Source organism: Bradyrhizobium sp. GCM10028915 (assembly GCF_042666195.1).
Lineage (GTDB): Bacteria > Pseudomonadota > Alphaproteobacteria > Rhizobiales > Xanthobacteraceae > Bradyrhizobium > Bradyrhizobium canariense_D.
Map to the genome: position 1 here is coordinate 325,883 of NZ_JBHTFN010000071.1, position 21,205 is coordinate 347,087.

Below are 21,205 nucleotides of genomic sequence, written 5' to 3' on the forward strand. Positions count from 1 at the left end.
CAATTCATGGCTGACCATAGCGAAGTGGCGTACAGCACCGCCGACGGCAACGACTACGTTGCCCACGAGCAGACCTACGAGGGCTTCATCAAGCTGGTGAAGTACGGCACGGTCTCGGTCGCGCTTATCGTGATCCTGATGGCGATCTTCCTGACCTGATCCATCCCTGCAGCACCGCCAGTGTCGTCGGTGCCTATAAAATTTGCAATCAAGCCGGACTGAAAACCGGTATCCCACGTTGCGGGAGTAACGCTAAGTTCGCGTGCGCGCTTCTTCCCGCGTCGCCGGAGGGCCTATGAAGATCGCCGTTGCCAAGGAAATCGATCCGTCGGAGCCGCGGGTCGCCGCTTCGCCGGATACGGTGAAGAAGTTCAAGGCGTTGGGCGCCGAGATCGCCGTCGAGCCGGGCGCCGGCCTCAAGTCGGGCCTGCCGGACTCCGAATTCACCGCCGTGGGCGCCACCGTCAGCGCCGACGCGCTGAAGGACGCCGACATCATCATCAAGGTGAAGCGCCCTGAAGCCTCCGAGTTGGCGCAGTACAAGCGCGGCGCGCTCGTCATCGCCATCATGGACCCCTACGGCAACGAGGCCGCGCTGAAGACGATCGCCGATGCCGGTGTCTCCGCCTTCGCGATGGAATTGATGCCGCGCATCACGCGCGCGCAGGTGATGGACGTGCTGTCCTCGCAGGCCAACCTCGCCGGCTACCGCGCCGTGATCGAGGGCGCGGAGGCCTTCGGACGCGCCTTCCCGATGATGATGACCGCGGCCGGCACGGTGCCCGCCGCCAAAGTGTTCGTGATGGGCGTCGGCGTCGCCGGCCTCCAGGCGATCGCGACCGCACGCCGTCTCGGCGCCGTCGTCACCGCGACCGACGTCCGGCCCGCCACCAAGGAGCAGGTCGAATCGCTCGGTGCAAAATTCCTCGCCGTCGAGGACGAGGAATTCAAGAACGCACAGACCGCCGGCGGCTACGCCAAGGAAATGTCCAAGGAGTATCAGGCCAAGCAGGCCGCGCTCACCGCCGAGCACATCAAGAAGCAGGACATCGTGATCACGACCGCGCTGATTCCGGGCCGGCCGGCGCCGAGGCTCGTCACCGCCGACATGGTCAAGTCGATGAAGCCGGGCTCGGTGCTGGTCGATCTCGCCGTCGAGCGCGGCGGCAATGTCGAAGGCGTCAAAGCGGGCGAGGTCGCCGAGGTCGATGGCATCAAGATCGTCGGCTACACCAACGTCGCCGGCCGCGTCGCGGCGTCGGCCTCCAGCCTCTACGCGCGCAATTTGTTCAACTTCATCGAAACGATGGTCGACAAGACCAGCAAGGCGCTGGCCGTGAACTGGGACGACGAACTCGTCAAAGCGACAGCACTGACCCGAGACGGCGCCGTCATCCACCCGAACTTCCAGCCGAAAGCGTAAGGAGAGCCGCCATGGAGCATGTTGCACAGGTCGTCGACCCCTTCGTCTTCCGGCTGTCGATCTTCGTTCTCGCCGTCTTCGTCGGCTATTTCGTGGTGTGGTCGGTGACCCCGGCGCTGCATACGCCGCTGATGAGCGTGACCAATGCGATCTCCTCGGTGATCGTGGTCGGTGCGCTGCTCGCGGTCGGGGTCGGCATGATCTCGAGCGGCTCGGGCTGGGCGCGCGGCTTCGGCTTCATCGCGCTCATCTTCGCCTGCGTGAATATCTTCGGCGGCTTCCTTGTCACCCAGCGCATGCTGGCGATGTACAAGAAGAAGGTGAAGTGAGCGGCGTGCACCTCGGGGTGACAAAGACAAAGGGGACCTGAGATGAACGCCAATCTGGCTGCAGTTCTGTATCTCGTGGCGGGTGTGCTGTTCATCCTGTCACTGCGCGGGCTGTCCAGCCCCGCCTCATCGCGGCAGGGTAATTTCTTCGGCATGATCGGCATGGCGATCGCGGTCGCCACCACGCTGGCCAGCCATCCGCCGGCGGACGGCCTCGCCTGGATCCTCGTGATCCTTGGCATCGCGATCGGCGGCAGCGTCGGTGCGGTGATCGCCCGCCGGGTGCCGATGACCTCGATGCCGGAACTGGTCGCCGCGTTCCATTCGCTGGTCGGTATGGCCGCGGTGCTGGTCGCCGCCGGTGCGTTCTACGCGCCGGAGGCCTTCGACATCGGCAGCCCCGGCAACATCCATCCGCAGAGCCTGGTCGAGATGTCGCTCGGCGTCGCCATCGGCGCGCTGACCTTCACCGGCTCGGTGATCGCGTTCCTGAAGCTGTCCGCGCGCATGAGCGGTGCGCCGATCATCCTGCCGTTCCGCCACATCATCAACATTGCGCTCGCGATCGCGCTGGTCGTCTTCATCGTCGGGCTGGTCATGACGGGCAGCGCGCTCGACTTCTGGCTGATCGTCATCATCGCGCTGGCGCTCGGCGTCCTCATGATCATCCCGATCGGCGGCGCCGACATGCCGGTCGTGATTTCGATGCTTAACTCGTACTCGGGCTGGGCCGCGGCCGGCATCGGCTTCACCCTCGGCAATTCCGCGCTGATCATCACCGGCGCGCTGGTGGGATCAAGCGGCGCGATCCTGTCCTACATCATGTGCCACGCGATGAACCGCTCCTTCATCTCGGTCATTCTCGGCGGCTTCGGCGGCGAGACCGCGGCGGCCGGCGGTGGCGGCGGCGAGCAGAAGCCGGCCAAGCTCGGCTCGGCCGACGACGCCGCCTTCATCATGAAGAACGCGCAGAAGGTCATCATCGTGCCCGGCTATGGCATGGCGGTGGCACAGGCTCAGCATGCGCTGCGTGAAATGGGCGACATCCTGAAGAAAGAAGGCGTCGAGGTGAAATACGCCATTCACCCGGTCGCCGGCCGCATGCCCGGCCACATGAACGTGCTGCTGGCCGAGGCCAACGTGCCCTATGACGAGGTGTTCGAGCTCGAGGACATCAACTCCGAATTCGCGCAGGCCGATATCGCCTTCGTGATCGGCGCCAACGACGTCACCAATCCGGCGGCCGAAGAGGACAAGACCTCGCCGATCTACGGCATGCCGGTGCTCCAGGTCTGGAAGGCCGGCACCGTGATGTTCATCAAGCGCTCGCTCGCTTCCGGCTATGCCGGCATCGACAATCCGCTGTTCTATCGCGACAACACCATGATGCTGCTCGGCGACGCCAAGAAGGTCACCGAGAACATCGTCAAGGCGATGTAGCGCGGAGGCAAGCGGGCCATTGCCAATGCGACGCGCGAGCAGCGCGTCGCGTGGCACACCGCTCACCAGGCGGCGTGCGGCTGCCGTGACGTTCCGGCCCGCCTCGGGCGATGTCATGAAATTGCTGCCGAGCCGGTGCAAACCCTGAACAGGGGCCGGGTCGCGTCATCATGACCATCGTCAAATGGATCGCCATCCTGCTCGTGACCGTCTATTGCGCCGGTCTCCTCGTGCTGTATGTCAGGCAGCGCGAGATGCTGTTTCCGATCCCGCCCGTCGGTCGCACCACGCCGGACGCCGCAGGCTTCCCCGAGGCCGAAGAGCACGTCCTGACTACCTCCGATGGCGAGAATGTCATCGTCTGGCACGTGCCGGCGAAGCCAGGCCGCCCCGTGATCCTGTATTTTCCGGGCAATGGCGATTATCTCGCTGGTCGCGTCAGCCGCCTCAAGGCCATGACGGCGGACGGCACCGGCCTGGTCGCGCTGTCCTATCGCGGCTATGCCGGCTCGAGCGGGGCGCCGAGCGAGGCGGGCCTGCTGCGCGATGCCGCGGCCGCCTACGCCTTCACCACCGCGCGCTACGCGGCGGAGCGAATCGTCGCGTGGGGCTTTTCGCTCGGGACCGGCGTGGCGGTCGCGATCGCCTCGGAGCATCGTGTTGGAAAACTCATCCTGGAAGCGCCCTATACATCGACGGCCGATATTGCAGCTTCATCGTTCTGGTACGTTCCGGTCCGCCTGCTGATGCGAGATCCATTTCATTCCGACGAGCGCATCCCGCGCGTCACTGTGCCGCTATTGGTGATGCATGGCACCGATGACCTTGCCATTTCCATCGTGTTCGGAGAGCGTCTGTTCGCGCTTGCGCACGAACCGAAGGAGTTCGTTCGCTTTGCGGGCGGTGGACACGACAATCTCGATGCGTTCGGTGCGATTGAAACGGCGAGGCACTTCATTGCTTTCTAGACGGCTTGTCGTTCGGCGCGCGAGCGGGTTCATCGCCGCGATCCTCGTCGTGTTGTTGCCACAGCACGCATGGGCGGCGACCGGGCTCGACGGCGCGGCGATGCGCTGGCCGTATGCGCTGCCCTTTGCCGGCCTCCTGCTGTCGATCGCTCTCGGGCCGCTGCTGTTTGCAAAAGTCTGGCACCATCATTACGGCAAGATCGCCGCGGCCTGGTCGCTGCTGGCACTCGCCTCGCTCGTCATCCTGGCCGGGAGCATGGCGACGTTGGCGGCGCTCGTTCACGCCATGCTCGCCGAATATCTCGGCTTCATCGTGCTGCTGTTCTCGCTCTATGTCGTGGCTGGCGGCATTCTCGTGACGGGCGACATCAAGGCGACGCCGGCATCAAATGCCGGCATCCTCGCGCTCGGTACGGTGATGGCGAGTGTCGTCGGCACCACGGGGGCGGCCATGATCCTGATCCGCCCTCTGATCCGCGCCAACCGACCGCGGCGCTACAACGCCCATGTCGTCATCTTCTTCATCATCCTGGTCGCCAATGTCGGTGGCGCGCTGAGCCCGCTCGGCGATCCCCCGCTGTTCGTCGGCTTCCTGCATGGTGTCGACTTCTTCTGGACCACGCGGACCATCTGGCTGCAGACGGCGATCGTTGCCGGACTGCTGCTCGCGATCTTCGTCGTCATCGACGTCTGGCGCTTCCGCAGCGAACCCTTGCTCGGCGCCGCCGGCGCCGCGAAGCCGGTCCGCATCCGCGGCCTCGTCAACCTGGTGCTGATTGCAGCCATCGTCGCGAGCCTGCTGGCCTCGGCGATGTGGAAGCCCGGCATCGCTTTCGACATTCTCGGAACCAGGCTGGAGCTGGAAGATATCGCCCGCAACGCGGCGCTGCTGGCCATAGCGGGCCTGTCGGTGTGGTTGACGCCGGACGAGCACCGGCAGGCCAACGGCTTCACCTGGGAGCCGATCCGCGAAGTCGCAAAGCTGTTCGCCGGCATTTTCATCGCGATCATCCCGGTCATCGCCATGCTCGATGCCGGCCATCACGGCGCGTTCGCCTGGCTGTTGTCGGCCGTGACCGCTCCGGACGGCACGCCGCGCGAGGTTGCCTATTTCTGGTTCACCGGTCTGATGTCGGCGTTCCTCGACAATGCGCCGACCTATCTGTTGTTCTTCGAGCTCGCCGGCGGCGACCCGCAGATGCTGATGCACGAACTCTCGGGCACGCTCGCCTCCATCTCCATGGGCGCAGTCTACATGGGCGCGCTTACCTATATCGGCAATGCGCCGAATTTCATGGTGAGCAGCATCGCCAGCGAGAACGGCATCGAGATGCCGAGCTTCTTCGGTTATTTCCTGCGCGCCAGCGCGGTGCTGATCCCGCTGTTCGTGCTGCTGACGCTGCTGCCGTTCGCTCCGATCCTGCGCTGGCATTGAATCTGCCGCGCGATTGCTACTGCTCGGCTGAGACAATTGGAGCCGATGGATGAGCGCGCACAATCCGACGCCTCGATCGGCCTGGATCTTTCCGGCGCTGGCCGTGCGAGGCGCATCTGTCGGGCCGGGCCTTGGTGCTCCGCGTCGTGCTGCTGCTGATTGCGCTGCTGGCGGTCGTGTTGCTGTCCAAGAAATTCTCGCTGGTGGTCGATGCCGTCGCGGCCAGGATCGGCGCGCCGCCTGCCTTTGCTCCTGACCTTCTTCCTGAGCATGCTGACCTTCGGTACGGGCAGGACCAATGTCCTGTTCGGGCTGGTCCATAAGGTGGTATTTGCCGTCTACGTGTTCGTGGTTTTCGTGCCCTGAACCGGTTTTCCGGATATGCCCCAGGAGAGTTCCGATGCTTGCCGCCGAGTCCGAGGTTCAGGTCGACAATGAGCAGGTTCGGGTGACCGAGTGGCGGCTCGCGCCAAACAGCGCCACCGGGCATCACACCCATGGCATGGACTACGTCATTGTTCCCGTGGTCGGAGGGGAAATGACCATCGTGGCGCCCGATGGCGAGCGGTCCAAAGCACAGCTTGCGGCCGGGAAATCCTATTTTCGCAAGGCCGGCGTCCAGCACGACGTGCTTAACGAAACCGCAACCGAGATCGTGTTCCTTGAGGTTGAGCTGAAGTCGTAAGTCCGGCGTACCCCTTTGCCATTGATCCGTCGCAGTTGATCCCTCACTATGCCTCAAAGTTCCCGCATCAGATCGCGCGGGGAGTGGCCGGAATGCTGAAATACATCGCTAAAATCTCGATGGACATCTTCCCCTCGGTGCTCGCAACGATCATCGGGGCGTATATCGTTAATCATTACATCAACGCCAAGCCGGCGGCGGATGCGCCCGCGGCCGTGACGGCGCCCGCCGAGGCCGGCAAGAACGGCAAGCCCGCCGATGTGGCCAACCTCCCCGCGCCGGGCGTCAAGGCCAAGGGCATTTCCGAGAAGAACGTGACGGACAAGCCGGCGGCCGAGAAGGCTGCCGATCATCCGGGCGCGGAGTCGAAGACCTCGACGGCGGACGTGGCACCGGCCGAGGCCGCCCCGCGCGGCAAGCCGTCCGGTCGCGAGAAGGCAGTCGCCAAGTCCACGCCGGCCGTCAGTGCAGCCGCTCCCGCCACCCCGGTGGTGGAGGCCAATTCGGCGCCCGCTGCTGCCGCGCCGGCCGCAACCCCCGACGCCAACGATCTCGTGCGCGCCGCGATCGAGCGCCTGCGCAAGTCGCCTGAGAGCAAAGCGGCTGAGGCCAAAGCTTCCGACACAAAGGCTGCCGACACAAAGGCTTCCGACAATAAGTCTTCCGAGACCAAGGCGCCCGAGAAGACTCAGGAGCCTGCGGTGCGTGAAGCCGCCCGCACTCCGGAGGCCCCGCGTATCATTCCCGTGGATACGTCATCGGTGCGTCCGTTGCCGCCGCCGATCACGGTCTCGACACCCGCAGCCGAGGCCTATGGCAATGGCGGCTCGTTGCAGCCGAGCCCGCCCTACACGGCGTCGATCGGCAACGAGAACCCGAATCGGCTGACGCCGCCGGCTGATATTCCGGTCCCGATGATTGCGCCCCCGCTCGATCTGCGCGCCGATGCCGGCGCGTCGATGCCGCGGCCGAAGACCAATGTCGCCGACGACATGCTGTCGGGCGTTAAGTCCATGTTCCACTCCGTTCTGCCGAAGAGCGTCACCCCGGATTAAGACGGCGCCTGCGCTGCGCCAGACTTGTCAGCCGCCGACGCGGGCGAGGCCGCTGCGGGCGGCGTCGTCGCGTGGGCGAAGCGAGACCGCCTTGGTGTAGGACGCCGCCGCCTTGGTCCTGTCGCCCAGCCGTTCATAGGCTTGCCCGCGTATGGTCCAGACTTGGGCATTGTGGGGATCGGCCTCGGAAGCCTCATCCAGATCGGCCGCGGCCTCCTTGACCTTGCCGAGGGCGAGATAACTGGTGGCGCGGCCGAGCAGCGGCTCGACCTTCTGCGGGTTAAGGCCGCTCGCGGCACTGAAATCGGCGATGGCGAAGTCGTGCTGGTTCTTGCCCTGGTAGATCAGGGCGCGGCCATAGAGCGCCTGCGCATTGTAGGGATCGAGTCCGACCGCGTGATTGAATTCATCGAGCGCGGCCGCCGTCTCGCCGGACTTTGCCAGAGCCTGGGCCTTTGCCGTATGGGCCTGGGCTTCGCTGACATTGCCGGCGCTGACCACGTTCTCAGCGGTCGTGGCCGCCTTGGGTGCCTCCTGCGGCTTCTCCTTCTCCGGCGTCAGCGACCCCAGGTCGAAGGAGCAGCCGCATAGCGAAATCCCCATCAAGGCCAGCGCAAACGGCTGCTGCAAGATCTGCCGTAGCCGCGCCAAGCCGCGCTTGGGGAGAGGGGAGGCCATCTACGGTTCGCTCGCGCTAGTGCCGCATCGGTAGTGCCCCATCCCAGCAAGGCACCGCTCACAAAACAATAACGCGGGCCAGGGGCCCGCGTCATCGAAAAATGAAATCTCTCAAGTCGGGTAAATCAGCGCGGTCCGCGCGGACCAGCACTTGCACCTGCGCCTGCACCCGGGCCGCCGCGACCGCCACGATCACCGCCGGGGCCAGCACCGAACACCGGCTTCGGCTTCATCGGCAGCAGGCCTTCGCGCTGCAGCTTCTTGCGGGCCAGCTTGCGTGCGCGACGCACGGCTTCGGCCTTTTCACGGGCCTTCTTCTCGGAGGGCTTTTCGTAGTGACCGCGGAGCTTCATCTCGCGGAAAATACCCTCGCGCTGCATCTTCTTCTTCAGCGCCTTGAGGGCTTGATCGACATTGTTATCGCGAACGAGAACCTGCACGCGGCATCCTCTTCAGTGGATCGGATTTGAATTCTGGTAAATCAAAGGGGATGGCGAAACGCACAAGCCCTTAACCTTGAGGGCGCGGATGTATCAGACAAAACTTGGGATGTCCACCGGCCAAGCGGGTCTTCGGGCCAAGTTCAGCCATTAAATGAGGCAAAATACCTCTGTGCGGCCCTGATTTGGGAGATTTGACGCCAAGGGTGGGGCCGTTTCCGGAGCTTTGTTCCGGAATCTTTGAAAGCAGGGGACGACACATGGATATGAAGAAATACGCGGCCGAAGCTATCGGTACCTTTTGGCTCACATTCGCAGGTTGCGGAAGTGCGGTGATCGCAGCCGGCTTTCCGCAGGTTGGCATCGGTCTGGTCGGTGTCTCCCTCGCGTTCGGACTGAGCGTGGTCACCATGGCCTATGCGATCGGCCACATCTCAGGCTGTCATCTCAATCCGGCCGTCACTGTCGGTCTTGCCGCCGGCGGACGTTTTCCGGCCGGACAGATCCTGCCTTATGTGATTGCGCAGGTCGCCGGCGCGATCGTGGCCGCGTGGCTGCTCTACGTCATCGCAAGCGGAGCTCCCGGCTTCGACGTCAGCAAGGGGTTCGCGTCCAACGGGTACGATGCCCATTCTCCCGGCCAGTACAGCATGATCGTGTGCTTCCTCACCGAGGTGGTCATGACCATGATGTTCCTGTTCATCATCATGGGCGCGACTCACGGCCGCGCGCCCGCCGGCTTTGCGCCGCTGGCGATCGGGCTCGCGCTGGTGATGATCCATCTCGTCAGCATCCCCGTCACCAACACCTCCGTGAACCCGGCGCGTAGCACGGGGCCCGCGCTGTTCGTCGGCGGCTGGGCGCTGTCGCAGCTCTGGTTGTTCTGGGTTGCGCCACTGATCGGCGGCGCGCTGGGCGGGGTGATCTATCGTTGGCTCAGCGAAGAGCCCACTGGCGTCGTCGCGGGCGCGAAGACGGCATAACTGCAAAGCGGGATCGCGGCATGCGCCGCGGTCCCGTTATTTGCCGGTCGTGGGTCGCACTTCGGTGACATGTCCCATCTTGCGGCCCGGACGCGGCGCGCCCTTGCCGTAGATGTGCACCGTTGCGCCCGCGACGCTCAACCACTTGTCATATTCGTTGATCTCGTCGCCGATCAGATTGGTCATGGTGACGACTTCGCCGTGGCGCACGGGCTTGCCGAGGGGCCAGCCGGCAATGGCGCGGATGTGCTGCTCGAACTGCGAGACGGACGCACCGTCGAGCGTCCAATGTCCGGAATTGTGCACGCGCGGAGCGATCTCGTTGACCAGCACCTTGGGTCCGGTGCCGTTGGCGAGCACGAACATCTCGACGGCAAGCACGCCGACATAATCGAGCGCGCCCGCGATCTTGCCGGCGATACTGCGCGCTTCCTCGGCGAGCACGTCCGGGACCCGGGCGGGCGCACGGGAGATCTTCAGGATGTGGTCGCGGTGCTCGTTTTCGGTGACGTCGAAACACTCGACCTGGCCTGTGGCCGAGCGGGCGGCGATCACGGAAATCTCACGCTCGTACGGCACGAAGGCTTCCAGGATGGCCGATTTGGTGGCGAGACTGGTCCACACTTTCGCGACGTCGTCGCCCTCGCGGATGATGGCCTGGCCCTTGCCGTCATAGCCGAAGCGACGGGTCTTCAGCACCGCCGGAAGGCCGATCCTGGCGATCGCCTCGCGCAATGACGGGACCGAGGTGACGTCGGCGTAGGCTGCGGTGCCGATGCCCAGCCGCGTCACGAAATCCTTCTCGGCGAGCCGGTCCTGGGTGGTCTCGAGGATCTTGCGGTTGGGCAGCACCGGGCGGCGCGCATCCAGCACCATCGCGGCCGCGGACGGCACGTTCTCAAATTCGTAGGTGATGACGTCGACGTCGTTGGCGAACAGCTCGAGTGCTTCGACATCGGCATATTCGGCGCAGGTCGCATTCAGGACGACGTCGAAGGCCGGTGAGTCCGGATCGGGCGAGAACACCTGGCAGCGCAGGCCAAGCCGGGCCGCCGCCATGGCCAGCATCCGCCCCAATTGTCCGCCGCCGAGGATGCCAATGGTGTCGCCGGGCTTCAGCTTCACCTGCTTTGCGTCAGTCACGCCTTGTCCTCCGGGCGCTCGGCCACGGCCTCGGTCTGCGCCTTGCGCCAGGCGGCGAGGCGATCGGACAAGGCCGGGTCGGACAAGGCCAGCACGGCCGCCGCCAGCAACGCCGCATTGATGGCGCCCGCCTTGCCGATGGCGAGGGTGCCGACCGGGATGCCTGCGGGCATCTGGACGATCGAATAGAGCGAATCGATGCCCTTGAGCGTCCTGGATTCGATGGGGACGCCGAACACGGGCAATTCCGTCAGAGCCGCCGCCATGCCGGGCAGGTGGGCTGCGCCACCCGCGCCGGCGATGATGACCTTGTAACCAGCCGTCTTGGCGCCTTTGGCGAACGTAAACAGCCGGTCGGGGGTGCGGTGGGCCGAAACGATGCGGGTGTCGGCGGCAACGCCGAGCCCTGCGAGCGTGTCGGCGGCATGCCGCATCGTGTCCCAGTCCGACTGGCTTCCCATGATGATGGCGATCGGCGCGGTCATGACGTGAATTGTTCTCGAAAAACAGAAAGATAGGCCAGACTAAAGGTTCCGGCCGGTGGCTCGCAAGGCGGTGGCAAGGAGAAGGGAATGAACTATCCTGTCTTGGTGAATCCCCGCAAGCCTTCATTGAGCAGGATGCCCATGAAGAAACCAAAAAGGGCAAGCGCTGCGAAGGCCAAAAAGGGCCCGAAGGCCAGTGCCGGCCGCTCCAAAGTTGCTCTCAAGCGTCCGGCCAAGCGTCGGATCAAGGGTCCGGCGCGGCGTCCGACCAGGCCGTCGCAGCGGGCAGCGTCTGCCGATGACGGGGCCAAAGCGGCCATCGAGCCGGCCATCAACGCGACCATCCGCGAGCTCCGGAGCAAGCTCAGGGGGGCGCTGCGGCGGGTCGCGGAGCTCGAGGCGGCTGCCGACACCGATTTCCTGCTCGAAATTCCGAACCGGCGCGGCTTCGAACGCGAGCTCGCCCGCGCCGTCGCCTACATGAAGCGCTACCGCGCCAGCGGGGCGCTGATCGTGCTCGACGTCGATCGGTTGAAGCCGATCAACGATTCCTTCGGCCATGCGGCCGGCGACGAGGTCCTGAAGGCGATTGCCACCACGCTGACGCGGCAGATCCGCGCTTCGGACGTGGTCGGCCGGCTCGGCGGCGACGAGTTCGCGCTGCTGCTCTGGAATCTCAGCGAGACCGACGCCAAGGCGAAGGCCGCGGCTTTCGAGCAGGCCATCGACGAATTGTCCTTTGTCTTTCGCGGCCAGCACGTGAGCGCGGGCGCTTCCGCCGGCGTCGCCCTGCTCGGAGTGCAATCCGACGCCACGCGCGCCCTGGAGGAGGCCGATGCCGCGATGTATGTGCGCAAGGCGCACCGGCGGCACGAGCCGCACATCAGGCTCGTCAGCAGCTAGTTAAAGCGTCCCGAGGTCTTTCGGTACGTCGCCGAAGCTGCGGAGCAGTTTTGCGTCCCCGAATTCGCCGGTCATGGGATCGCCGCTGCGGCTGAACGCGACCGCGCCGGTGTGGCCGGCGCCGTGCGACATAATCTCGGCGCGCCGTAGCGCGGCCGCCGCGCTCTGGCATTCCTCGGCCGCACCCGCGACCGGCGATCCGTCCTCGTCGGTCAGGAAAGGTAATGCAACGTAATAGGTGACATCGGACATGGTCGGCTCCGATAGCTGACAGTCAGGCGGCGCTGCTCTTGCTCCGCATCTTGCTGCGCGAGGTCTCCGGAATGCAGCCTGCGGAAACCGCCGCCTGCAATTCTTCCAGCTCGGCCTCCAGATATTCATTGGCCATGATCAGCGCCTTGATGGTGCTGCGCAGATTGCCGTCGCACATCGCGATCGCCTGATCGCAGGCTTGTTCATAATGGCTGTTGTCGAGAAGGGCGGTTGCCGACATCTGCATTTTCCTTAGACGGTTTCCCCGGGGGTGTTGGGTGCTCAAATGTTCTTATTTTGTTCCTTTCGAGTCAAGCGGATTTACGTGCGGCGGGGCCGCCGTAAAGTTCTACCCGTGGATCAGGCGATGATGTCGGGCGTGATCTGGTCTTCGATGAACGCGATACGGTCACGCAACAACAGCTTGCGTTTCTTCAACCGCTGTAACCGCAACAGGTCGGGGGCGGGCGATTGATGCAGTGCATCGATCGCCACATCGAGATCTCGGTGTTCCTGGTGCAACCGGGCGAGCTCGGATTCGAGTTCGCGCGCATCTTCATTGGTCATGTCTGCGGTGGCCGAAAAACCGATAGGCGTGAGATTAAGGCTGTGGATGCCCTGTGGAAACTATCGTCCTTGCGCGCCGTGATCGCAAGCGATCTCGGGCTGTCGCGCGCCGATCTCCCGCGAGATATTTCTGCGGTCGCTCCGGCGTTGCGCAAGCGCATTGATATCACGGATTTTTCCCGCGTGGTTCCCTTACTCACGCTTCGTTACATATGAATTTCTAAAAATGACAGCGCGACGACTGATATCCATCGACAGAACAAATCGGTGATGTACACTTCCTCGTCCGGTCGAATCCAAGGTTCACCCCTACCGAGGAGGTTTCGAATGACAATTCAGGCACATCTGGTTGAATTGGAACGGAAGCACAAAACTCTCGAAAACGAATTGCACGAAGCTCTCGTGCACCTTTCAACAGACGACCTGCAAATTGTTGAGTTGAAGCGCCGGAAGTTGATGGTCAAGGACCAGATCGAGCGTCTCAGGCACGGCGACACGCTCCACTAGTAACCCCGTAACAGCGTAGAGGTGATCGCACCCTTTCAGGCAGGGATGGGAGCCTTTGCGCTCATCCCTGCTGCAAGGCGCGCAGCGTGCAAGGATTTGCGCGGCTCCAGCGTCTTGTCTGGACGCAGTTCTTTACGCGCAACCGGAATCCAATTCGCTTTAAACCACTAGATGTTTGCGAGCTCGGCGACGTGATCCGCGATCGCGAGCGATGACGTCAATCCGGGCGACTCGATGCCGAACAGATTGATCAGGCCTTCGACGCCGTGATCGCGCGGGCCCTGCATCAAGAAATCCTGCGTGGCCACCGCCGGCGGCACGATCTTCGGGCGGATGCCCGAATAGCTCGGCATGAGAGCACCGTCAGGCAACGTCGGCCAGTATTTGCGGATCGCCGGGTAGAAGCGCTCGGCGCGTGACGGGTCGACCTCATAGTCGATCGTCTCGATCCACTCGACGTCAGGGCCGAAACGGGCCTGCCCGGCCATGTCCAGCGTCAGATGCACCCCTAGGCCACCGGGCTCGGGCACCGGATAGATCAGGCGCGAGAACGGCGCCCTGGCATTGCAGCTGAAGTAGTTTCCCTTGGCGAGGTAGGCCGTCGGGATCCGTTCCAGCGGCATGCCCTCGATGTTGCGCGCCACGGTGGTCGCCGAGAGCCCGGCGGCGTTGACGAGGAGGCTGCATTGCAGCGTCATCGGCGCTTCGCCGCCCGCCTCGATCTCGATGACGCCGGCGGTCGCCTTGGCACGGATCAGCGGGGTGTGAAACGCGAAGGCCGCGCCCGCGTCCTCGGCTTCGCCGCGCAGCGAGAGCATGTAGGCGTGGCTGTCGATGATGCCGGTCGACGGCGACAGCAGCGCGGCGTCACAGGCGAGCGCCGGCTCCAGCGCACGTGCCGCATCACCCGTGAGCAACTGCATGTCGAGCACGCCGTTGGCCTCGGCATGCGCCTTGATCGATTGCAGCTTCTCGGTCTCTTTCGGATTGGTCGCGACGATCAGCTTGCCGCAATTCCTGTGCGGGATGCCGCGCTCGGAACAGTAACGATAGAGCGCGTGCTTGCCGTCGACGCACATGCGCGCCATCCAGCTTCCGGCGCGGTAGTAGATGCCGGCATGGATCACCTCGCTGTTGCGCGAGGAGGTGATGGTGCCGATGGCCTCGGCTTGCTCGAGCACGATCACCTCGCGCCCGGCTTGCGCCAGCTTTCGAGCCACCGCGAGCCCGATCACGCCGGCTCCGATGACGACGCAGTCCACCCTATCCATGGTCGTGCAGGACGTCCGCTCGAAGCGACGATGGCCCCACGCCTGGGGAGGGCGGCGCGGGGGCTTTTTCCGTTAAGGAAGCATTTATCATGTCAGGGCAATTGCCGTATTTGATGCCACATTGTTCCGTTGCGCGTACAGGCGTTTACCCGATCCAAACTCGCGAGGCCAGACAATCCGACGTTGAAATCGCGGGTGGCTGATGGCTGAGAAGAACTGGCACGCGGGCAGCGCGCTTCCGATTGCGGTGCAGGCCGTCGTGTGCCTGGCCGCAGCGGTCGCGCCTGCGCGCGCCTTTGCCCTCTCAGACAGCTTCACCCCTCCGAGCTATCTCGGCGAGCTTGATCCCAACGTGATCTGGGAAGCCCTGATCGCGGGAATTGTGATCTGTTCGTTCTTCGCCGCGATCGCGCTGTGGATCCATTCCTCGCTGCGCCGGACCAGGCGTCTGCAGCTGCGGCGCAATGCCTTCGTCTCCTCCGCCATGAACAATCTCAACCAGGGCGTGGTGATGACGGATGCGCAGCGGCGCGTCATCTTCTGCAACGACCGCTATATCGAGATTTACGGCCTGGCGCGGTCGGATCTCTGGGCCAACATGAACGGCTACGAACTCCTTGAGCTGCGACGCAAGCGCGGGGTGCTCGGCGCCGCCTCCAACGACGAGTTCTACGAGAAGGCGGCAAGCACCAACGGCTTGATCACCGAACTGCCGGACGGGCGGGCCATCCTGGTGAAATATTTCGTGCTGCCCAACGGCGGCTCGGTGACGACGCATCTGGACGTCAGCGAGCAGCGCAGGCTGTCGCGGCAGCTCGCCTCCACCAAGCAGTTCCTGGAAACGGTGCTGGACAACGTGCCGGCCTGCGTGGCCGCAAAGAACATCGAGGATGGTCGCTACATCTTCGCCAACAGCGCCTATGAGCGGTTCTGGGGCTTCTCGCGCGACCATGTCGTCGGCAAGAACGCGCGCGAGCTGTTTGCGCCGATCTCGGCGGACAGCATCGAGGCGACCGACCGCACGGCACTCGATTCGCCGGACGGCCAGTTTCGCAACGAATTCGAGGTCGACCGCGCCGGTGAGCGACGCATGGTTGCCTCGATCCGGATCGTTGTCCGCAACGAGAGCAACAAGCCCGAATTCCTGATGCTCGTGTTCGAGGACATCACCGATCGCCGCTCGCTGTCGAAGGAGCTGGAGAGCACGAAGAAGTTCCTCGAGCTCGTGGTCGACAACATCCCGGTGGCCCTGATCGTCGAGCAGGTCAAGGACGGCCGCTACCTGCTCGCCAACCGCAGCGCCGAGACGATCCTCAACCGCAGGCGCGAGGAAGCCACAGGCCTGACCGCGTCCGACATCTTCAATCCCAAGGAAGCCAAGCTGATCATCGCGCGCGACGAAGCCGCGATCAAGAAGCGTGGGATGATCACCGAAGAGCACCCGATCTCCACAAAGGACGGGCTGCGGCTGTTCCTCACCCGCCGCGCCACCGTGCTGAGCGACACCGGCGAGCCGCAATATCTGATCAAGACCCACGAGGACGTCACCGATCGCCGGCAGACCGAGTCGCGCATGGCGCACATGGCCTATCACGACGGCCTCACCGATTTGCCGAACCGTGCCGCTTTCCTGCAGGCGTTGACCCAGATGATCGAGGCCTGCGAGGGCACCGGCGAGGAGTTCGCGGTTCTGTGCGTCGATCTCGACGGTCTCAAGGAGGTCAACGACGTCTTCGGTCATGCGCACGGCGACAAGCTCCTGGTCGAGGTGGCCCAGCGGCTCCAGGACTCCGCGCGCGGCGGCGTGGTGGCGCGCCTGTCCGGCGACGAGTTCGGCCTGATCATCGACGGTAAGCAGCCGGATGCAGGTCTCGCGCTGGCGCAGCAGATCGGTGATGCCGTCGCTAAGGAATTCCAGATCGACGGCCGCCCGGTCCGCGCCGGCGTCACCACCGGCATGTCGATCTTCCCGCACAACGGCGCCGACGCCGCCTCGTTGCTCGCCAATGCCGGCGCGGCGCTGTTCCGCGCCAAGCAGAAGTCGCGCGGCACGATCAGCCTGTTCCAGCCGGAGATGGACCAGCAGATCCGCGATCGCCGCGTGCTGCACCAGGATCTCTCGATGGCGATCAAGAACGGCGAGCTCTCGCTCGCCTTCCAGCCGCAGGGAGCAGCGGGCCATAGCGTCGCCGAGAGCGAGATCATCGGCTTCGAGGCGCTGGCGCGCTGGCAGCATCCGGTGCGCGGCCAAGTCTCCCCGGCCGAATTCATCCCGATCGCGGAGGAAAGCGGCCTGATCGTCGAGATGGGCGAGTGGATCCTGCGCGAAGCCTGCCGCGAGGCCGCGTCCTGGCCGAAGCCGCTTCAGATCGCGGTCAACCTGTCGCCGGCGCAGTTCATGCACGGCGACGTGGTCGGGCTCGTGCATTCCATCCTGCTCGAGACGGGTCTCGCACCCGGTCGGCTCGAACTCGAGATCACCGAGGGCGTGCTGATCGAGGACTTCGATCGCGGTCTGGCGCTGCTGCGCCGGCTCAAGGCGCTCGGCGTGCGCATCTCCATGGACGATTTCGGCAGCGGTTATTCCTCGCTGAGCTATCTCCAGGCATTCCCGTTCGACAAGATCAAGATCGACCGCGCCTTCATCATCAATCTCGGCCGCAACCCGCAATCGGCGGCGATCGTGCGCGCGGTGATCGATCTCGGCCATGGCCTGGAAATGTCGATCGTCGCCGAGGGCGTCGAGACGCTGGAACAACTCGCCTTCCTCGCCGCGGAAGGCTGTGACGGCGTGCAGGGCTATCTGCTCGGCAAGCCACTGCCGATCGGGAAATATGCCGGCCTCGTCGGTCGTGCCGAAGTCATGGAGCTTGCGCTCAAGACCGGCTAGAGCGTTTTTCGAGCGCAGCGGATGCGGGTTCGCGTCAAGAAAACGCGCCAAATCAGAATCTAGAGCCCCGTTCCGATTTCATCGGAAGGGAAATGGCTCTAGAGATGGCGAGCGTTTCGCTCCCATTCGACGGCTTCATGGCGGATTACGATTTTGCGATCATCGGCGGCGGCCTGAACGGCGTCAGCCTCGCCCGCGATGCCGCCGGCCGCGGCCTGCGGGTCATCCTGTTGGAGCAGGGCGATCTGGGCGGCGCGGCGTCGTCGGCAACGCCGCGGCTGATCCATGGCGATCTCTCGGTTCTGGAACGGCGCGGCTTCCGCCGGGTGCGCCGGGCGCTCGCCGAGCGCCGGATCTGGCTCCGGATCGCGCCGCATCTGGTTCGGCCGATGCGCTTCGTGATCCCGGCGCATTCCGACGAGCGCCCACCATGGCTGCTGCGCGTCGGCCTGCTCCTCTACGACAGCCTCACCAGCCGGTGCGGCCTGCCTGCAACGGCGACCCTCGACATCACGCATCATTCGGTCGGCAACGCGCTGAAACGACCATTCGGCACGGCCTTCGAATATTCGGATTGCGTTGTCGACGATTCCCGACTGGTGGTGCTCACGGCACTGGATGCGGCCGAGCGCGGCGCCGTGATTCGGACTGGAGCGCGCTGTGTGCGCGCCGATCGAACCGACACATGGCGGCTCGCGGTGGTCGACCGCGGCCATCGTCGCACGATCACGGCCCGGGCGCTGGCCAACGCCACCGGCGGCTGGACGTCGATAGTCGCCGAGACCGTGCTGCGGCAGCCGCAACCCGCCATGGCGGCGATGCAGATGAGCCAGATCATCGTCCCGCGATTGTTCGATTCCGATAACGTCTACGTCTTCCAGAACAGCGATGGCCGGCTGATCTTCGCGAGTCCTATCGCGCGCGATTTCACCCTGATCGGAACAGTCACGCACGATTTCACCGGCGATCCTGCGATCGTCGCGATGCGGGGGGCCGACGTCAGCTATCTCTGCGAAGCGGCCAGTCGCTATTTCCGCGAGCGCGTTGCCCCGACCGACGTGGTGCGCGCGGTCTCCGGCGTCAACCTGACGCTGGCGTCCGCGCGCGGGCGTGATGGCACGACGCTGTTCGACGCGCGACGGCGCAAGGCGCCGCTGATCACGATGTTTGGCGGTGACGTCACCACCTCGCGCCTGCGGGCGGAGCGCGCGGTGACGAAGTTGACGCCGTTCTATCCGATGTCGCCGCCCTGGACCGCAGGCGCGGCGCTGCCGGGCGGAGATTTTGCCTGGGATCGTTTCGACACCGAGGTCGATCTTGCGCGTGACCGCTGGCGCTTTCTCTCGGAGGCGCAGGCCCAACGCCTCGTCGCGGCCTATGGCTCGCGGCTATCGGCTGTGCTTGCCGAGGCGAAGACCCGGGACGATCTCGGCCCCGCCTTCGGTCCCGAACTGACCGGGGCCGAGGTGCGCTATCTCATGACCCACGAATGGGCGCGTTTTCCCGAGGACATCCTGTGGCGCCGCTCCAAGCTCGGCCTGACGATGTCAGCGGGGGAATGCGATGCGCTGGCTGCGTTCATGGCGAATGCGTGAACGAACGGCCTCTAACGGTTGAGTGAGGGACGATCGGCCGCTAGCGTGCGGCTTGATTGGGGTTGGCAGGACCATGACTGACGAGTTGCCCAGAACAGACGCGGCTGCGGCTGCGGTCGGAGAGACGCAGTTCGCTGCCGGCGAGCCGTTGCTGCGCATCGAGGGCGTTGCCAAGACGTTCGGGACGTTCCGGGCCGTCGATGGCGTCTCGCTCGACATCAAGGCCGGCGAGTTCTTTGCGCTGCTCGGGCCCAGCGGCTGCGGCAAGACCACGCTTCTGCGCATGCTCGCCGGTTTCGAAGCGCCGGATCAAGGGCGCATTCTGCTCGGCGGCAAGGACATCGCGCAGGCGCTGCCGCATGAGCGGCCGATCAACATGATGTTCCAGAACTACGCGCTGTTTCCGCACCTGTCGGTGCGCGACAACATCGCCTTCGGCCTGAAGCGCGCCGGTATGGCGCGCGCAGATATCGCCACGCGTGTGGCGGAGATGGTTGCGCTGGTGAAGCTCGACGGACTCGAGAAGCGCAAGCCCGACCAGCTCTCCGGGGGACAGCGCCAGCGCGTGGCGTTGGCGCGTGCACTGGCGCGACGCCCGCAGCTCCTTCTGCTCGATGAGCCGCTCGCAGCGCTGGACAAGAAGCTGCGCGAAAGCACCCAAGGCGAACTGATGGAGCTTCAGCGCCGGCTCGGCATGACCTTCATCATCGTCACCCACGACCAGGAAGAGGCGATGACGATGGCGAGCCGGATCGGCGTGATGAGAGACGGCAAGCTCGCGCAGGTCGCGAGTCCCCGCGAACTCTACGAGGCGCCACGCTCGCGCTGGATCGCGGAGTTTGTCGGCGACATCAACCTGTTCGACGCCGAGTCCAAATTGCGCGACGGTCATCGTCTGATCATAGGCACGCGCGATGCAGGACCGCTGGTGGTGGCGGAGCCGCGCGAGCCGTTCGGTGAGGTCAGAATATCGGTTGCGATCCGCCCCGAGAAGGTCAAACTGTCGCGCCGTGGGCCGGCGAGGGAAGCCGGTCATGAAACGGCGATCAACCAGCTGGGCGGCGTGATCGCCGACATCTGCTATCTCGGCGGCACCACCACTTACAAGGTGAAGCTCGAGGCCGGAGGGATGGTGCAGGCTTCGGTCGCCAACAGTGCGCGCCTTGATGTCGACGCCTACAGTTTGAACCAGCCTGTCGTCGCCTGGTTCACGCCCGACGACTGCGTGGTGCTGCCGTCATGAGCGGGCGCCGCATTTTTGCGCGACCAGCTCGCCTTGCCGCGATCGCGCCCTATGTCTGGATGGTGCTGTTCTTTCTGGTGCCGTTCGGCTTCGTGCTGAAGATCAGCCTGTCGCAGACGGCGATCGCGCAGCCGCCTTACGAGCCGGTGTTCGACCTGATGGCGGGATGGGGGGCGCTGAAGGCCGCCTTTGCCGCGCTTTCGATCGACAATTTCAGGCTGCTCGTCTCCGACGATATCTACGTGTTCGCCTATGTGCGTAGCCTCACCGTCGCCGTCACCGCGACCGCGCTGTTGCTCCTGATCGGCTATCCCATCGCCTACGGCATGGCGCGGCTGCCGGCGCGCTGGCAGGCCGTGGCGATGGTGCTGGTGATCGTGCCGTTCTGGACCTCGTTCCTGATCCGGATCTATGCCTGGATCAACATCCTCCAGCACGACGGCCTGCTCAACCAGATCCTGCTGGCGCTGCATCTAGTTAGTCAGCCCGTGGTGTGGCTCTCCACCGACAGCGCGATGTATATCGGCATCGTCTATTCCTACCTGCCGTTCATGATCCTGCCGCTCTACGCCACGCTGGCCAAAATGGAGCCGGTGCTGGAGGAGGCGGCCTCCGATCTCGGCGCGCCGCGCTGGCAGGTGTTCTGGCTCGTCACCTTCCCGCTGTCGCTGCCCGGCGTCGGCGCCGGCGTGCTGCTGTGCTTCATCCCCATCGTCGGCGAGTTCGTCATTCCGGATCTCCTGGCCGGCTCCAATGCGCTGATGATCGGCCAGACCTTGTGGCTCGAATTCTTCACCAACAAGGACTGGCCGGTCGCCTCCGCCGCGGCCATCGTGTTGTTGGTGGTGCTGCTGGTCCCGCTGCTGCTGTACGAACGGCTGCAGAAGCGGCAGCTGGAACAGGGGCGGTGAGG

The 21,205-nt window shown here is 64.6% G+C and carries 24 protein-coding genes and 1 pseudogene; 17 read left to right on the top strand and 8 right to left on the bottom strand.

The window, feature by feature from the left end; genetic code table 11:
• The first annotated feature begins 6 nt into the window (after positions 1-6).
• From ACFQX9_RS37170 to ACFQX9_RS37210, 9 genes and pseudogenes are all read left to right on the top strand, one after another.
• On the top strand, positions 7-159 hold the full coding sequence (locus ACFQX9_RS37170) for an aa3-type cytochrome c oxidase subunit IV (RefSeq protein ID WP_007596280.1): 153 nt from the start codon (positions 7-9) through the stop codon (positions 157-159).
• A 136-nt stretch (positions 160-295) separates the two neighbouring features.
• Positions 296-1,423: a Re/Si-specific NAD(P)(+) transhydrogenase subunit alpha gene (locus ACFQX9_RS37175; RefSeq protein WP_007596279.1), complete on the top strand. Its 1,128-nt coding sequence runs from the start codon at positions 296-298 to the stop codon at positions 1,421-1,423.
• Between the two features lie 11 nt (positions 1,424-1,434).
• The gene (locus tag ACFQX9_RS37180; RefSeq protein ID WP_018453812.1) at positions 1,435-1,752 is read left to right on the top strand and encodes a proton-translocating transhydrogenase family protein; all 318 of its coding nucleotides are present in this window, start codon (positions 1,435-1,437) and stop codon (positions 1,750-1,752) included.
• A 42-nt stretch (positions 1,753-1,794) separates the two neighbouring features.
• Positions 1,795-3,192, top strand: a complete 1,398-nt coding sequence (locus ACFQX9_RS37185; RefSeq protein WP_085349147.1) for an NAD(P)(+) transhydrogenase (Re/Si-specific) subunit beta — start codon at positions 1,795-1,797, stop codon at positions 3,190-3,192.
• A 170-nt stretch (positions 3,193-3,362) separates the two neighbouring features.
• Positions 3,363-4,160, top strand: coding sequence for an alpha/beta hydrolase (locus ACFQX9_RS37190; protein WP_018453814.1), 798 nt, complete (start codon positions 3,363-3,365; stop codon positions 4,158-4,160).
• Positions 4,114-5,595: a sodium:proton antiporter gene (locus ACFQX9_RS37195; protein WP_204512213.1), complete on the top strand. Its 1,482-nt coding sequence runs from the start codon at positions 4,114-4,116 to the stop codon at positions 5,593-5,595. The genes ACFQX9_RS37190 and ACFQX9_RS37195 overlap by 47 nt, the downstream gene beginning before the upstream one ends.
• A 110-nt stretch (positions 5,596-5,705) precedes the next feature.
• Positions 5,706-5,961, top strand: a pseudogene (locus ACFQX9_RS37200) (ionic transporter y4hA); the annotation flags it as partial.
• Between the two features lie 34 nt (positions 5,962-5,995).
• Positions 5,996-6,280, top strand: coding sequence for a cupin domain-containing protein (locus ACFQX9_RS37205; RefSeq protein WP_018453817.1), 285 nt, complete (start codon positions 5,996-5,998; stop codon positions 6,278-6,280).
• A 92-nt stretch (positions 6,281-6,372) separates the two neighbouring features.
• Positions 6,373-7,335: a hypothetical protein gene (locus tag ACFQX9_RS37210; protein ID WP_377791990.1), complete on the top strand. Its 963-nt coding sequence runs from the start codon at positions 6,373-6,375 to the stop codon at positions 7,333-7,335.
• Positions 7,336-7,362: 27 nt separating this feature from the next.
• Here the strand turns inward: ACFQX9_RS37210 and ACFQX9_RS37215 are convergent, their stop codons facing one another.
• Complete coding sequence (locus ACFQX9_RS37215; protein ID WP_085349151.1) at positions 7,363-8,013, bottom strand: tetratricopeptide repeat protein; 651 nt, start codon at positions 8,011-8,013, stop codon at positions 7,363-7,365.
• Positions 8,014-8,138: 125 nt separating this feature from the next.
• Positions 8,139-8,453 (bottom strand): 30S ribosomal protein S21, encoded by a 315-nt coding sequence (rpsU, locus tag ACFQX9_RS37220; RefSeq protein WP_007614218.1) that lies wholly within the window; start codon positions 8,451-8,453, stop codon positions 8,139-8,141.
• A 260-nt stretch (positions 8,454-8,713) separates the two neighbouring features.
• Between rpsU and aqpZ the strand changes: the two genes are divergently transcribed.
• The gene (aqpZ, locus tag ACFQX9_RS37225; protein ID WP_018453820.1) at positions 8,714-9,436 is read left to right on the top strand and encodes an aquaporin Z; all 723 of its coding nucleotides are present in this window, start codon (positions 8,714-8,716) and stop codon (positions 9,434-9,436) included.
• Positions 9,437-9,472: 36 nt separating this feature from the next.
• Here the strand turns inward: aqpZ and ACFQX9_RS37230 are convergent, their stop codons facing one another.
• Both ACFQX9_RS37230 and purE read right to left on the bottom strand, forming a co-directional pair.
• Positions 9,473-10,579 carry a 5-(carboxyamino)imidazole ribonucleotide synthase gene (locus ACFQX9_RS37230; RefSeq protein ID WP_377791991.1) on the bottom strand — a complete coding sequence of 369 codons (1,107 nt, stop codon included), beginning with the start codon at positions 10,577-10,579 and terminating at the stop codon, positions 9,473-9,475.
• Complete coding sequence (gene purE / locus ACFQX9_RS37235; RefSeq protein ID WP_007614214.1) at positions 10,576-11,064, bottom strand: 5-(carboxyamino)imidazole ribonucleotide mutase; 489 nt, start codon at positions 11,062-11,064, stop codon at positions 10,576-10,578. The genes ACFQX9_RS37230 and purE overlap by 4 nt, the downstream gene beginning before the upstream one ends.
• A 141-nt stretch (positions 11,065-11,205) precedes the next feature.
• Between purE and ACFQX9_RS37240 the strand changes: the two genes are divergently transcribed.
• Positions 11,206-11,967, top strand: coding sequence for a GGDEF domain-containing protein (locus tag ACFQX9_RS37240; protein WP_085384897.1), 762 nt, complete (start codon positions 11,206-11,208; stop codon positions 11,965-11,967).
• Here ACFQX9_RS37240 and ACFQX9_RS37245 read toward each other — a convergent pair whose 3' ends face one another.
• The 3 genes from ACFQX9_RS37245 to ACFQX9_RS37255 all read right to left on the bottom strand — a co-directional run bounded on the left by ACFQX9_RS37245 (position 11,968) and on the right by ACFQX9_RS37255 (position 12,786).
• Complete coding sequence (locus tag ACFQX9_RS37245) at positions 11,968-12,219, bottom strand: hypothetical protein (protein WP_007614211.1); 252 nt, start codon at positions 12,217-12,219, stop codon at positions 11,968-11,970.
• A gap of 22 nt (positions 12,220-12,241) precedes the next feature.
• Positions 12,242-12,460 carry a hypothetical protein gene (locus ACFQX9_RS37250; protein WP_007614210.1) on the bottom strand — a complete coding sequence of 73 codons (219 nt, stop codon included), beginning with the start codon at positions 12,458-12,460 and terminating at the stop codon, positions 12,242-12,244.
• A 119-nt stretch (positions 12,461-12,579) separates the two neighbouring features.
• On the bottom strand, positions 12,580-12,786 hold the full coding sequence (locus ACFQX9_RS37255) for a YdcH family protein (protein WP_007596255.1): 207 nt from the start codon (positions 12,784-12,786) through the stop codon (positions 12,580-12,582).
• A 69-nt stretch (positions 12,787-12,855) separates the two neighbouring features.
• On the opposite strand from ACFQX9_RS37255, the gene ACFQX9_RS37260 reads away from it, so the two are divergent.
• Together ACFQX9_RS37260 and ACFQX9_RS37265 are read left to right on the top strand one after the other, a co-directional pair.
• On the top strand, positions 12,856-13,002 hold the full coding sequence (locus ACFQX9_RS37260) for a hypothetical protein (RefSeq protein ID WP_240543946.1): 147 nt from the start codon (positions 12,856-12,858) through the stop codon (positions 13,000-13,002).
• A 111-nt stretch (positions 13,003-13,113) separates the two neighbouring features.
• Positions 13,114-13,293: a YdcH family protein gene (locus ACFQX9_RS37265; RefSeq protein ID WP_007596254.1), complete on the top strand. Its 180-nt coding sequence runs from the start codon at positions 13,114-13,116 to the stop codon at positions 13,291-13,293.
• A gap of 167 nt (positions 13,294-13,460) precedes the next feature.
• On the opposite strand, the gene ACFQX9_RS37270 is transcribed toward ACFQX9_RS37265, so the two are convergent.
• A complete protein-coding gene (locus ACFQX9_RS37270) occupies positions 13,461-14,564 on the bottom strand; it encodes an NAD(P)/FAD-dependent oxidoreductase (RefSeq protein WP_018453826.1) in 1,104 nt (367 codons plus the stop codon).
• Between the two features lie 202 nt (positions 14,565-14,766).
• Between ACFQX9_RS37270 and ACFQX9_RS37275 the strand changes: the two genes are divergently transcribed.
• From ACFQX9_RS37275 to ACFQX9_RS37290, 4 genes are all read left to right on the top strand, one after another.
• A complete protein-coding gene (locus ACFQX9_RS37275; protein WP_018453827.1) occupies positions 14,767-17,454 on the top strand; it encodes an EAL domain-containing protein in 2,688 nt (895 codons plus the stop codon).
• A gap of 137 nt (positions 17,455-17,591) precedes the next feature.
• On the top strand, positions 17,592-19,049 hold the full coding sequence (locus ACFQX9_RS37280; protein WP_377792040.1) for a glycerol-3-phosphate dehydrogenase: 1,458 nt from the start codon (positions 17,592-17,594) through the stop codon (positions 19,047-19,049).
• A gap of 73 nt (positions 19,050-19,122) precedes the next feature.
• A complete protein-coding gene (locus ACFQX9_RS37285; protein WP_377791993.1) occupies positions 19,123-20,292 on the top strand; it encodes an ABC transporter ATP-binding protein in 1,170 nt (389 codons plus the stop codon).
• The gene (locus tag ACFQX9_RS37290; RefSeq protein ID WP_377791994.1) at positions 20,289-21,203 is read left to right on the top strand and encodes an ABC transporter permease; all 915 of its coding nucleotides are present in this window, start codon (positions 20,289-20,291) and stop codon (positions 21,201-21,203) included. The genes ACFQX9_RS37285 and ACFQX9_RS37290 overlap by 4 nt, the downstream gene beginning before the upstream one ends.
• Positions 21,204-21,205: the final 2 nt, after the last annotated feature.

Coding starts and splice junctions, on each gene's coding strand:
- ACFQX9_RS37205 (WP_018453817.1), top strand. CDS start 5,996: ATGCTTGCCGCCGAGTCCGAGGTTCAGGTCGACAATGAGCAGGTTCGG.
- ACFQX9_RS37195 (WP_204512213.1), top strand. CDS start 4,114: ATGCGTTCGGTGCGATTGAAACGGCGAGGCACTTCATTGCTTTCTAGA.
- ACFQX9_RS37255 (WP_007596255.1), bottom strand. CDS start 12,786: ATGACCAATGAAGATGCGCGCGAACTCGAATCCGAGCTCGCCCGGTTG.
- purE (WP_007614214.1), bottom strand. CDS start 11,064: ATGACCGCGCCGATCGCCATCATCATGGGAAGCCAGTCGGACTGGGAC.
- aqpZ (WP_018453820.1), top strand. CDS start 8,714: ATGGATATGAAGAAATACGCGGCCGAAGCTATCGGTACCTTTTGGCTC.
- ACFQX9_RS37290 (WP_377791994.1), top strand. CDS start 20,289: ATGAGCGGGCGCCGCATTTTTGCGCGACCAGCTCGCCTTGCCGCGATC.
- ACFQX9_RS37245 (WP_007614211.1), bottom strand. CDS start 12,219: ATGTCCGATGTCACCTATTACGTTGCATTACCTTTCCTGACCGACGAG.
- ACFQX9_RS37280 (WP_377792040.1), top strand. CDS start 17,592: ATGGCGGATTACGATTTTGCGATCATCGGCGGCGGCCTGAACGGCGTC.
- ACFQX9_RS37185 (WP_085349147.1), top strand. CDS start 1,795: ATGAACGCCAATCTGGCTGCAGTTCTGTATCTCGTGGCGGGTGTGCTG.
- ACFQX9_RS37175 (WP_007596279.1), top strand. CDS start 296: ATGAAGATCGCCGTTGCCAAGGAAATCGATCCGTCGGAGCCGCGGGTC.
- ACFQX9_RS37180 (WP_018453812.1), top strand. CDS start 1,435: ATGGAGCATGTTGCACAGGTCGTCGACCCCTTCGTCTTCCGGCTGTCG.
- ACFQX9_RS37240 (WP_085384897.1), top strand. CDS start 11,206: ATGAAGAAACCAAAAAGGGCAAGCGCTGCGAAGGCCAAAAAGGGCCCG.
- ACFQX9_RS37270 (WP_018453826.1), bottom strand. CDS start 14,564: ATGGATAGGGTGGACTGCGTCGTCATCGGAGCCGGCGTGATCGGGCTC.
- ACFQX9_RS37215 (WP_085349151.1), bottom strand. CDS start 8,013: ATGGCCTCCCCTCTCCCCAAGCGCGGCTTGGCGCGGCTACGGCAGATC.
- ACFQX9_RS37210 (WP_377791990.1), top strand. CDS start 6,373: ATGCTGAAATACATCGCTAAAATCTCGATGGACATCTTCCCCTCGGTG.
- ACFQX9_RS37190 (WP_018453814.1), top strand. CDS start 3,363: ATGACCATCGTCAAATGGATCGCCATCCTGCTCGTGACCGTCTATTGC.
- ACFQX9_RS37285 (WP_377791993.1), top strand. CDS start 19,123: ATGACTGACGAGTTGCCCAGAACAGACGCGGCTGCGGCTGCGGTCGGA.
- ACFQX9_RS37170 (WP_007596280.1), top strand. CDS start 7: ATGGCTGACCATAGCGAAGTGGCGTACAGCACCGCCGACGGCAACGAC.
- ACFQX9_RS37265 (WP_007596254.1), top strand. CDS start 13,114: ATGACAATTCAGGCACATCTGGTTGAATTGGAACGGAAGCACAAAACT.
- ACFQX9_RS37250 (WP_007614210.1), bottom strand. CDS start 12,460: ATGTCGGCAACCGCCCTTCTCGACAACAGCCATTATGAACAAGCCTGC.
- ACFQX9_RS37275 (WP_018453827.1), top strand. CDS start 14,767: ATGGCTGAGAAGAACTGGCACGCGGGCAGCGCGCTTCCGATTGCGGTG.